The organism is Streptomyces sp. NPDC058240 (assembly GCF_042882135.1).
In the GTDB taxonomy this organism is placed as follows: domain Bacteria; phylum Actinomycetota; class Actinomycetes; order Streptomycetales; family Streptomycetaceae; genus Streptomyces.
On record NZ_JBHVWT010000010.1, the window covers coordinates 36020 to 46100 of the forward strand.

The following is a 10081-nucleotide window of genomic DNA, read 5'->3' on the forward strand; positions in this document are numbered from 1 at the left end:
ATGCGCGTCAATTTCACGGTCAACGGCCGCAGGCACGAGGCGGACGACGTCTGGGAGGGCGAGTCCCTCCTCTACGTGCTGCGCGAACGGATGGGCCTGCCCGGCTCCAAGAACGCCTGCGAGCAGGGCGAGTGCGGCTCCTGCACGGTCCGCCTGGACGGTGTGCCGGTCTGTTCCTGCCTGGTCGCGGCGGGACAGGTGGAGGGGCGCGAGGTCGTCACGGTGGAGGGCCTCGCCGACTTCGCCGCCCACCGCTCCGAGCAGCACCCGGGCAGCGGCTGCGCCTCCGGCGCGTGCGGCACGGCGCTCGACGAGGCCCGGCAGTGGCAGGCCAGGCCGGCCGGCGAGGAGACCCGGGAAGGCGGTGAACTCTCCCCGATCCAGCAGGCGTTCATCGACGCCGGAGCCGTCCAGTGCGGCTTCTGCACCCCCGGCCTGCTGGTCGCCGCCGACGAGCTGCTGGAACGCAACCCGGAACCGTCCGACGCGGACATCCGCGAGGCGCTCTCCGGCAACCTCTGCCGCTGCACCGGCTACGAGAAGATCCTCGACGCGGTCCGCCTCGCGGCCGCCCGCGCGGAAGAAACGGTCTGACGATGGGCGTAACCGGCAACCCCACCAGCATCAACCAGGGCACCCGCACCAAGGGCGGCATCGGCGAGTCCACGCTCCGCCCCGACGGCATCCTCAAGGTCACCGGCGAGTTCGCGTACTCCTCCGACATGTGGCACGAGGACATGCTCTGGGGCCACACACTGCGCTCCACGGTCGCGCACGCCGAGATCGTCTCCATCGACACCTCGGAGGCGCTCGCCACGTCCGGTGTCTACGCCGTACTCACCTACGACGACCTGCCGACCTCGGTGAAGAACTACGGCCTGGAGATCCAGGACACTCCCGTGCTCGCCCACGGCAAGGTCCGCCACCACGGCGAACCGGTGGCGCTCGTCGCCGCCGACCACCCGGAGACGGCTCGCCGCGCCGCCGCGAAGATCAGGATCGACTACCGCGAACTGCCCGTCATCACCGACGAGGCCTCCGCCACCGCCCCCGACGCGATCCTCGTCCACGAGGGACGCGACGACCACCACGCAGGGCACGTACCGCACCCCAACATCGTCCACCGCCAGCCCATCGTCCGCGGCGACGCGGACGCGGCGGCGGCCCGCGCCGATGTCGTGGTGAGCGGTGAATACGTCTTCGGCATGCAGGACCAGGCGTTCCTCGGCCCCGAGTCCGGCCTCGCCGTGCCCGCCGAGGACGGCGGCGTCGACCTGTACGTCGCCACCCAGTGGCTCCACTCCGACCTCCGCCAGATCGCACCGGTCCTGGGCCTGCCCGAGGACAAGGTCCGCATGACGCTCTCCGGCGTCGGCGGGGCCTTCGGCGGCCGCGAGGACCTGTCCATGCAGATCCACGCCTGCCTGCTCGCCCTGCGCACCGGCAAGCCGGTCAAGATCGTCTACAACCGGTTCGAGTCCTTCTTCGGACACGTCCACCGGCACCCGGCGAAGCTCTGGTACGAGCACGGCGCCACCCGCGACGGCAAGCTGACCCATATGAGATGCCGCATCGTGCTGGACGGCGGAGCCTACGCGTCCGCTTCCCCGGCCGTGGTCGGCAACGCCTCCTCGCTCTCCGTCGGCCCGTACGTCATCGACCACGTCGACATCGAGGCCATCGCGCTCTACACCAACAACCCGCCCTGCGGCGCCATGCGCGGCTTCGGCGCGGTGCAGGCCTGCTTCGCCTACGAGGCCCAGATGGACAAGGTCGCCGCCGAACTGGGCATGGACCCGGTCGAGTTCAGGCAGCTCAACGCCATGGAGCAGGGCACCCTTCTGCCGACCGGACAGGTCGTCGACTCGCCCGCCCCGGTCGCCGAACTGCTGCGCCGGGTCAAGGCCAGGCCGCTGCCGCCCGAGCGCCAGTGGGAGGTGGCCGGCCGGCAGGCCGATGTACGGGCCCTGCCGGGTGGACTGTCCAACACCACCCACGGCGAAGGCGTCGTACGCGGCATCGGCTACGCGGTCGGCCTCAAGAACGTCGGCTTCTCCGAGGGCTTCGACGACTACTCCACCGCCCGGGTGCGCATGGAGGTCATCGCCGGTGAGCCGGTCGCGACCGTGCACACGGCCATGGCGGAGGTCGGGCAGGGCGGCGTCACCGTCCACGCCCAGATCGCCCGTACCGAACTCGGCGTCGCCCAGGTCACCATCCACCCGGCCGACACCCAGGTCGGCTCGGCCGGCTCCACCTCCGCGTCCCGGCAGACCTACGTCACCGGCGGCGCCGTGAAGCACTCCTGCGAGGCCGTCCGCGAGAAGGTCCTGGAGATGGGCCGCCGCAAGTTCGGTACGTACCACCCCGCGTGGGCCACCGCCGAACTGCTGCTGGAGGGCGGCAAGGTCGTCACCGACGACGGCGAGGTGCTGGCCGACCTGGTCGACGTACTGGAGGACGAGGCGGTCGACTTCGAGCTGGAGTGGCGCCACCGGCCCACCGAGGCGTTCGACCTCCGCACCGGACAGGGCAACGGCCACGTCCAGTACTCCTTCGCCGCCCACCGCGCGGTCGTCGAGGTCGACACCGAACTCGGCCTGGTCAAGGTCATCGAACTGGCCTGTGCCCAGGACGTCGGCAAGGCGCTCAACCCGCTCTCCGTCGTCGGCCAGATCCAGGGCGGCACCACCCAGGGGCTGGGTGTCGCCGTCATGGAGGAGATCATCGTCGACCCGAAGACCGCGAAGGTGCGCAACCCGTCCTTCACGGACTACCTGATCCCCACCATCCTCGACACCCCGACCATCCCGGTCGACGTGCTCGAACTCGCCGACGACCACGCCCCGTACGGGCTCCGTGGCATCGGGGAGGCCCCCACCCTGTCGTCGACCCCGGCCGTCCTCGCGGCGATCCGGAACGCGACGGGCCTGGAGCTCAACAGGACGCCGGTACGCCCCGAGCACCTCACCGGCACCTGAGCCTCGGCTCCACACGATCTCTCCGGGCGGTGCGTGCCTCCCAGGAACGTCACACTTCCGCTGCCCGCACCGCCCGGAGAACCGCAGCACCCGCAGTACCGCAGCACCCGCAGTACCGCAGCACCCGCAGTACCGCGTCATCCGCAGTACCGCAGCACCAGTAGTGCGGGTGACGCCGCACATGTACCACGTCACACGTCACATTCCACTCTGCATGAACAGTTCGCCTCGGGCCGTCCCCCGGGTCGTGCCGCCAGCGCAGTCATCCCAAATCCCGCATATCGATTCTTCATCGCGGGTGCCCCTGTGAACCTTGGGAGTCAGGCATCATGACCCAGCAGTCAGTGGAGCCCAGGACCAGTGCGGAGGACGCGGGTCAAGGCTCGCGCGTCCCCGCCGGAAGATCCTGGCTCGACCGGTACTTCCACATCTCCGACCGTGGCTCCACCGTCGCACGCGAAGTGCGCGGCGGTATCACCACCTTCATGGCGATGTGTTACATCCTTCTGCTCAACCCGCTCCTGCTGTCCGGGCCGGACGCGGCGGGCCACCGGCTCAGCCACGCCGGGCTGATCACGGCGACCGCCCTGGCCGCCGCCGTGTCCACCCTGCTGATGGGCTTCATCGGCAAGGTGCCCCTCGCCCTCGCCGCGGGACTCTCCGTCTCCGGCGTGCTCGCCACCCAGGTGGCACCCCACATGACCTGGCCGCAGGCCATGGGCATGTGCGTGATGTACGGCGCCGTGATCGTGCTGCTGGTCGTCACCGGGCTGCGCGAGATCATCATGAACGCCATACCACTGGCCCTGAAGCACGGCATCACCATCGGCATCGGCCTGTTCATCGCGCTGATCGGCCTGGTCAACGCCGGTTTCGTCGGCAAGGGCGCCCCCGTCACGCTCGGCGTCGGCGGGCAGCTCGCCGGCTGGCCCGTACTGCTCTTCTGCGTCACCCTGCTGCTCATCTTCATGCTCCAGGCCCGCAATGTGCCCGGCGCGATCCTGATCGGCATCGTCGTCGGCACGGTCCTCGCCGTCATCGTCAACGCGGTCGGCGACATCAGCCCCAAGGCATGGGGCGGCAGCGCGCCCGAACTGCAGGGCAGCGCGGTCTCGATGCCCGACTTCGGGCTCTTCGGCCATGTCGAGTTCGGCGGCTGGGGCGACATCGGTGTCATGACCGTCGGCATGATCGTCTTCACCCTGGTGCTGGCCGGCTTCTTCGACGCGATGGCGACCATCATCGGTGTCGGTACCGAGGCCGGTCTCGCCGACAGCAAGGGCCGGATGCCGGGTCTCTCCAAGGCACTGTTCATCGACGGTGCGGGCGGCGCGATCGGCGGCGTCTCAGGGGCGTCCGGGCAGACTGTCTTCATAGAGTCGGCGACCGGCGTCGGCGAGGGCGCCCGCACCGGCCTGTCCTCCGCCGTCACCGGTGTGCTCTTCGCCGCCGGACTGTTCTTCACCCCGCTCGCCCAGATCGTGCCGGGGCCGATCGCGGCCGCCGCACTGGTCGTCATCGGCGCGATGATGATGCAGAACGCCCGTCATGTCGACTGGAGCGACCGCTCCGTCGCCGTGCCGGTCTTCCTGACCGTGGCGCTGATGCCGTTCACCTACTCGATCACCGCCGGTGTCGGCGCCGGGGTGATCTCCTTCGCCGCGATCAAGGCGGCGCAGGGCAAGTTCCGTGAAGTGGGCGTCTTCATGTGGGTGCTGACCGGCGTGTTCGTCGTGTACTTCGCGCTCAGCCCGATCGAGAGCTGGATCGGCGCCAAGTAGCACCGGAACCGGTCCGCACCGCAGCCGGTCCGCACCGGACCCTCCCGCAGCCGCCCCTCCCGCCCCTCCCGCCCCTCCCGCCCCTCCGCACATCCGTAGAAGGAGAAACGCCATGCTGGACATCGCCGAAGAGCTCAACCGGTGGGTCGAGCAGGGACGCGACTTCGCCGTGGCCACCGTCGTGGCGGTCGGCGGCAGCGCGCCCCGGCAGCCCGGAGCCGCGCTCGCCGTCGACCGTGACGGCACGGCGATCGGATCCGTATCCGGCGGGTGTGTGGAGGGCGCGGTGTACGAGCTGTGCGGGCAGGCGCTGGACGACGGCACCGCGGTACTCGAACGGTTCGGCTACAGCGACGAGGACGCCTTCGCGGTCGGACTGACCTGTGGCGGCGTCATCGACATCCTGGTGACACCGGTCCGTGCGGACGACCCCGCACGGGCGGTGTTCGCCGCCGCGTTCGCCGCCGCCGCACGGGGGACGGCAGCGGCCCTCGCCAGGATCACCCACGGGCCGGTGGAACTCCTCGGGCGCCCCCTGCTCGTCCACCCCGACGGCTCGTACGAGGGCGGGCTCGGCGGACATCCGGAACTGGACCGCACCGCGGCCGCCGACGCCCGCGCCATGCTCGACGCGGGCCGCACCGGTGGTGTCGTCATCGGCGCCGACGGCTCGCGCTGCGGACAACCGCTCACCCTGCTCGTCGAATCGAGCGTCCCACCGCCCCGGATGATCGTCTTCGGGGCCATCGACTTCGCCTCGGCACTTGTCCGGGCGGGCAAGTTCCTCGGGTACCACGTGACATTGTGCGACGCTCGCCCGGTCTTCGCCACGAAGGCCCGCTTCCCCGAGGCCGACGAGCTGGTCGTCGACTGGCCGCACCGCTACCTCGCGGCGACCGACGTCGACACGCGCACCGTCCTGTGCGTCCTCACCCACGACGCCAAGTTCGATGTCCCGCTGCTGGAACTGGCGTTGAAGCTGCCGGTCGCGTACGTCGGGGCGATGGGGTCGCGCCGCACCCACCTGGAGCGCAACGACCGGCTGCGCGAGGTCGGCGTCACGGAGCTGGAACTGGCCAGGCTCCACTCGCCGATCGGCCTCGACCTCGGAGCACGTACCCCCGAGGAGACCGCACTGTCGATCGCCGCGGAGATCGTCGCCGACCGGCGCGGCGGCAGCGGCGTTCCGCTCAAGGGTGCGCACACCCCGATCCATCACGAGGCCGGCCGGCCGCCGACCGGAGTGATCACATCCGTGGCCTGAACGACCCCGACCGGAGTGATCACATCTGTGGCCTGAACCGGCCTCCGGACCCCGACCGCTGCGGGCGGGTTGCCGCCACGGCGGCTTCACGCCAGGTGTGAACTCAACCGTAGCCATGCATTTGCCGGTAGATCAGCAGCATGACTTCTACTCCTTCCTCCGCTTCCGGCCGGGCGAGATCCGCCCGTGCGGGACGCAGAGCACTGCTGTTGGCGACCGCGGTCGCCCTCGTGAGCGGTGCGCTGGTTCCCGCAGCCGGCCTCGCTTCCGCCGCCTCGGGCGGGCTCCGTCCGCCCGCCGACCGCCAGGCCGCCGCCCCTGTCAAGGAGTACGACATCACCCTGCTCACGGGCGATGTCGTGCACTACATGGACGGCGTCGGCAAGCAGGACACCGTCACCGTGGACCGCCCCGACGGCGCGACCGGCGGGGTGCATGTCCAGCAGGCCGGCGACGACATCTATGTACTGCCCGACGAGGCCACCGGGCTGCTCGCGGCCGGGAAACTGGACCGCAGGCTGTTCAATGTCTCCGCCCTCGCGAAGATGGGGTACGACGACAAGAGGTCGGGCGGCATTCCGCTGATCGCCACCTACCCGGCCGGCAAGGGCCGTTCGCTGCCCGCCGCCCCGCGTGGCGCCAAGAAGGTCCGCACCCTGGAGAGCATCCACGGCGCCGCGCTGAAGACCGGCAAGGACACCGCCCGCACCTTCTGGAACGGCATAGCCGGTGCCCCCGCGGCCCGTTCGCTGGACGGCGGCATCGCCAAGCTCTGGCTCGACGGCCGTGCGGAGGCGGCACTCAAGGACTCCGTGCCGCAGGTCAACGCCCCGCAGGCGTGGGCCGAGGGATACGACGGCAAGGGCTCCAAGGTCGCCGTCCTGGACACCGGCATCGACGCCACGCACCCGGACGTCAAGGACCGCATCCTCGAGACCAAGAGCTTCGTGCCGGGCGAGGAGGTCGTCGACCGGAACGGCCACGGCACGCACGTCGCCTCCACGATCGCGGGCTCCGGCGCTGCCTCCGAAGGCGTCAACAAGGGCGTCGCCCCGGGCGCGGACCTGATCATCGGCAAGGTGCTCAGCGACGAGGGCTCCGGTGCCGACTCCGGCATCATCGAAGCCATGGAGTGGGCGAAGGCCGAAGGCGCCGACGTCGTCTCGATGAGCCTCGGCTCCAGCATCCCGGACGACGGCTCCGACCCCATGTCCCAGGCCGTCGACGCCCTTTCCGCCGACGGCGGTCCGCTGTTCGTGATCGCCGCGGGCAACGCCTACGGAGCGGGCACCATCGGCTCGCCCGGGTCGGCGGAGAAGGCGCTCACCATCGCCGCCGTCGACAAGAAGGACAACCGCGCGGACTTCTCGTCCATGGGCCCGCTGGTCAGGTCCTACGGTCTGAAGCCCGACCTCTCCGCACCGGGCGTGGACATCAACGCGGCCGCCTCGCAGTCGGTGCCGGGCATCGACGGGATGTACCAGTCGATGTCCGGTACGTCGATGGCGACCCCGCATGTCGCGGGCGCCGCAGCAATTCTGAAGCAGCGTCACCCCGACTGGTCCGGTCAGCGGATCAAGGACACGCTGATGAGCTCGTCCAAGGAGCTCCCGGACTACACCCCGTACCAGCAGGGCACCGGCCGGCTCGATGTGAAGGCGGCGGTCGACACCACGATCGAGGCCACCGGCTCCGTCGCGGTCGCCTCGTACGACTGGCCGCACTCCCCGTCCGACCCGGTCGCCGAGCGGACGATCACCTACCGCAACACGGGTGCGAAGGACGTCACGCTCGACCTGGCCACGGACACGGACGCCGATGCCTACACCCTCTCGACGAAGCAGCTGACCGTCCCGGCCGGCTCCACCGCCGAGGCCGTGCTCTCGCTGGACCCGTCGAAGGTCGCGAACAACACCCAGTTCTCCGGACAGGTCATTGCCAAGGACGCGGCGGGCACCACCGTCGCCCACACCGGCTTCGCCCTGAACAAGGAGCAGGAGCTGTACGACCTGACGCTCAAGCTCCGCGACCGCGACGGCAAGCCGATGGACGGCACCGTCGTCCTCGGCGCGCTGGGCGACCCGCAGTTGCAACCCGTCGCGGTCCCGGGCGAGACCACGCTGCGGCTGCCGCCGGGCAACTACACCGCCTGGGCGGCGGCGGACATCGCCGGTGACCGCGCCGACTCGAAGGCCCTGGCCTTCCTCGCGGCCCCCGAGGTCATCCTCGACAAGGCGACCACGGTCACCCTCGACGCGTCCAAGGCCCGCAAGGTCTCCGTGCGGACGCCGAAGGAGACCGAGACCAGGCAGCTGCGATATGACATGGCACGTACCGCACCGGACGGCACCGTCCAGCGCGACGCCTACCAGATCCCGCTGATGTACGACCAGTTGTGGGCGAGCCCCACCAAGAAGGTCACCCAGGGCAGCTTCTCCTTCCTGACCCGCTGGCGGCAGGGCGAGAAGCTGATCGACCTGACGGCCGGCGGCTGTGATGTCCCGGTGACCGCGCAGGGCGGTTCGCCGGTCGCGGAGAACAGCACGCAGAAGCTCGCCGCCGTCTTCGCGGGCAACGGTGCCGTGGCCGACTACAAGGGCCTGGACGTCAAGGGCAAGGCGGTCGTCATCCGCCGCAGTGACGCGGTCGCTCCCGAGGACCGGGCCGCCAACGCGGTGGCCGTGGGCGCCAAGGCGCTTTTTGTCGTCAACGACGGCGACGGCGTCGCGATGGAGTCGTACGCCCCCTATGGAACCGAGACCGCCGTCCCGGTCGCCTCGGTCCAGCGCCTCGCGGGCGAGAAGCTGATCGACGTGGCCCGGCGCGGCTCGAAGGTGACGATCGCCCAGCGGAAGTTCGCCCGCTACGTCTACGACCTGGTCGACCGCCACGACGGTGTCGTCCCGGACCGCTCGCTGGAGTACGCCCCGTCGGTCCGTCAGCTGGCGAAGGTGGAGAACACCTTCTACGGCCACAAGGACATGCTCGGCGGCGGCTACCGCTACGACATCCCCGACTACGGTCCGGGGATCGGCTTCGAGGAGTACGAGAAGTTCCCCGGCACCCGCGACGAATGGGTCACCCCGCTTCCCGGAGCCTCCTTCTGGTACGAGAACCACTCGGTCCTCAACGCCACGGGGACGGACTCCGCCCAGGAGATGCGCAGCGGCGAGCTGGACTACACGGCCGGCCGCACCTACCCGGCCGAATGGTTCGCACCGATCGCCCGCCCGCGTCTGGGTACCGGCTACTGGGGTCCGTTCCGGTCCGTCTACAACGACATCCAGTACAACTTCACCCCATGGACGGACTCGGGCGCGGGCCACTCGGGCGCCATGCCGGAGGACGAGTACGACACCACCACCACGGCCTTCTACCAGGGCGACACCCTGATCAAGAAGGCCGCGGGCCGGGCGGGCTTCGCCTGGGACGTCTCGCCCGAGAAGCTGCCGTACCGCTTCGTCCTCGACTCCGCCCGGGACGGCGACGTGTGGAAGACGTCCACCCGCACCCACACCGAGTGGAACTTCGTCTCGGGTGCCATGGACGAGAACGGACCGTTCCAGGCCGACATCCCGATGCTTCAGCTGGACTACCGGGTCGGCACCGGCCTGGCCGGTGACGTGAAGGCGGGCAAGTGGACCGAGGTCGGTCTCGCCTCCGGTACGCAGGAGTGGCTGAAGGGTGCCGTGAAGGCCACCGGGGCCTCGCTGTCGGTCAGCTACGACGACGGGAAGACCTGGGACGCGGTGCAGCTCCGCAAGGACGCGGCCGGTTCCTGGACCGCCCGGTTCAAGACTCCGAAGAAGGCCGGCTCCTTCGTTTCGCTCAAGGCGCACGCCGAGGCGGCCGACGGGCTGGGAGTCGACCAGGAGATCATCCGGGCCTTCGGCCTGAAGTGACCTGCTGAGCTTCGCTCTTGAGGCGGGGAAAAACCCCCCCGCCGGGGGGGGGGGGGGGCCCCCCCTCCCCCCTCCTTCCTGGAAAAAACTTTCTTTTTTTTCTCCCCCTGGGGGGTGACAAAAGGCGAAAAGAGAATCTCCCCACCACAGGCC

Annotated in this window: 5 protein-coding genes; all 5 read left to right on the plus strand. The window is 70.0% G+C overall.

Annotated features, from left to right (window positions below; genetic code table 11):
• On the plus strand, positions 1 to 594 hold the full coding sequence (locus ACFVX4_RS18745; protein ID WP_389978238.1) for a (2Fe-2S)-binding protein: 594 nt from the start codon (positions 1 to 3) through the stop codon (positions 592 to 594).
• A gap of 2 nt (positions 595 to 596) precedes the next feature.
• Positions 597 to 2981: a xanthine dehydrogenase subunit D gene (gene pucD, locus ACFVX4_RS18750; protein WP_389978241.1), complete on the plus strand. Its 2385-nt coding sequence runs from the start codon at positions 597 to 599 to the stop codon at positions 2979 to 2981.
• Positions 2982 to 3310: 329 nt separating this feature from the next.
• Positions 3311 to 4762 (plus strand): NCS2 family permease, encoded by a 1452-nt coding sequence (locus tag ACFVX4_RS18755; protein ID WP_389978244.1) that lies wholly within the window; start codon positions 3311 to 3313, stop codon positions 4760 to 4762.
• 112 nt (positions 4763 to 4874) lie between these two features.
• Positions 4875 to 6026 (plus strand): XdhC family protein, encoded by a 1152-nt coding sequence (locus tag ACFVX4_RS18760; RefSeq protein WP_389978247.1) that lies wholly within the window; start codon positions 4875 to 4877, stop codon positions 6024 to 6026.
• Between the two features lie 140 nt (positions 6027 to 6166).
• Positions 6167 to 9928: a S8 family serine peptidase gene (locus ACFVX4_RS18765; RefSeq protein WP_389978250.1), complete on the plus strand. Its 3762-nt coding sequence runs from the start codon at positions 6167 to 6169 to the stop codon at positions 9926 to 9928.
• The last annotated feature ends 153 nt before the right edge of the window (positions 9929 to 10081 follow it).

Bases quoted from the DNA above. Each gene is read 5' to 3' on its own strand.
- ACFVX4_RS18760 (WP_389978247.1), top strand. From the start codon at position 4,875: ATGCTGGACATCGCCGAAGAGCTCAACCGGTGGGTCGAGCAGGGACGC.
- ACFVX4_RS18755 (WP_389978244.1), top strand. From the start codon at position 3,311: ATGACCCAGCAGTCAGTGGAGCCCAGGACCAGTGCGGAGGACGCGGGT.
- ACFVX4_RS18765 (WP_389978250.1), top strand. From the start codon at position 6,167: ATGACTTCTACTCCTTCCTCCGCTTCCGGCCGGGCGAGATCCGCCCGT.
- pucD (WP_389978241.1), top strand. From the start codon at position 597: ATGGGCGTAACCGGCAACCCCACCAGCATCAACCAGGGCACCCGCACC.
- ACFVX4_RS18745 (WP_389978238.1), top strand. From the start codon at position 1: ATGCGCGTCAATTTCACGGTCAACGGCCGCAGGCACGAGGCGGACGAC.